Origin of the sequence: Rhodococcus sp. Chr-9 (assembly GCF_000801125.1) — a bacterium.
Classification (GTDB): domain Bacteria; phylum Actinomycetota; class Actinomycetes; order Mycobacteriales; family Mycobacteriaceae; genus Rhodococcus; species Rhodococcus pyridinivorans.
In genome coordinates this window covers 1-1,435 of record NZ_JTIZ01000010.1, presented here as the reverse complement: position 1 = coordinate 1,435, position 1,435 = coordinate 1, and the positions used below count along the sequence as shown (strand labels likewise).

The following is a 1,435-nucleotide window of genomic DNA, read 5'->3' as shown; positions in this document are numbered from 1 at the left end:
TAGTACTACAGCCGTAGATCGCTGATCTGTCGGGATTGCGGCGCGTTGACTCTGGTGAAGGCGGCTGCCGGGGCATGATTCGTGGTTTGTGAAGTCATCGAAGACACCCACGGCAACCGCGGGTTTGAGGGTAGACCATCAACGCTGGCGACAGCGCCTGGACGCGCTGATCGACACGATCACGCCCCGGTTCGCCCGCCGTGAAGCGGCACGGAACGCGGGCGCGTTCGTCGTAGGGGTGCTCTCATCGCTGGAAACCAAGAACTGCTGGACGATGGCCGAACTGTCAGGACATGCCACACCGGACAAGTTGCAGCACTTACTGTCGCGGGCCACGTGGGAGGCCGACGAGATCCGCGACGACCTCCGAGCGATGATCATCGACGCGTTCGCCGAACCCGACGCGGTGCTCGTCGTCGACGAAACCGGGCACGTGAAGAAGGGCACGAAAACCGTCGGGGTACAGCGCCAGTACTCCGGCACCGCCGGGCGGATCGAGAACTGCCAGGTTGCCGTCTACATGACCTACACCAGCTCGAAAGGCCATGCTCTGATCGACCGTGCCCTGTACCTACCACGCTCGTGGGCCGAGGACCACGACCGCCGCACCGACGCCGGAGTGCCCGAGGAGGTGGAGTTCGCGACCAAGCCCGCCCTGGCCACCGAAATGATCACCCGCACTCTCGACGCCGACACCCCTGCCGCATGGGTCGCCGGCGACGAAGTCTACGGTTCCTGCCCGGACCTGCGAACGGCATTGCAGGAAAGGCAGATCGGGTACGTCCTGGCGATCGGCTGCAACCGGAAGGTGGACACCGTCAGCGGTCGGTGTCGTGTCGACGAACTTGTTGCTGCGCTGCCACGACGAGCGTGGCGGCGACTGTCGGCCGGGGACGGAGCCAAGGGACCGCGCTGGTATTCGTGGGCGTGGATCGACACCACCGATGCCCCCGCCTGCGGTGGGCACTGCTCGGTGCTCGCCCGCCGCAACGACACGACCGGGGAGTTGGCCTACTACCACTGCTACAGCCCCGCCCCAGTGACGTTGGCCGAGTTGGTGCGCGTCGCCGGTCGCCGCTGGACCGTCGAGGAATCCTTCCAGACCGGCAAAGGCCTGACGGGATTGGATCAACATCAGCTTCGCACGTGGACGTCCTGGCATCGCTGGACCGTTCTGGTCATGCTCGCCCACGCGTTTCTCGCTGCGGCTACTGCTACCCAGCGCACCGTCGAGCAGGGTAACTCCTCGTTGATTCGGTTGAGCATCAATGAATTCCGACGGTTGTTCGTCGCTCTGGTGCTGACGCCATTACATCTCGGTGGTAGTCGGGTCTTGGATTGGTCGATCTGGCGGCGACAGCATCAGCAACGAGCTCGGATATGTCATCAGAACCGCAGGTCAGCGCATCCTTGAGCTCGATCTACAGCTGTAGTA

1 protein-coding gene is annotated in these 1,435 nt (G+C 63.8%); it reads left to right on the top strand.

Annotated elements, in window-relative coordinates; all coding sequences use genetic code 11:
* The first annotated feature begins 169 nt into the window (after positions 1 to 169).
* Positions 170 to 1,414, top strand: a complete 1,245-nt coding sequence (locus QR64_RS01385) for an IS701 family transposase (protein ID WP_411908066.1) — start codon at positions 170 to 172, stop codon at positions 1,412 to 1,414.
* The last annotated feature ends 21 nt before the right edge of the window (positions 1,415 to 1,435 follow it).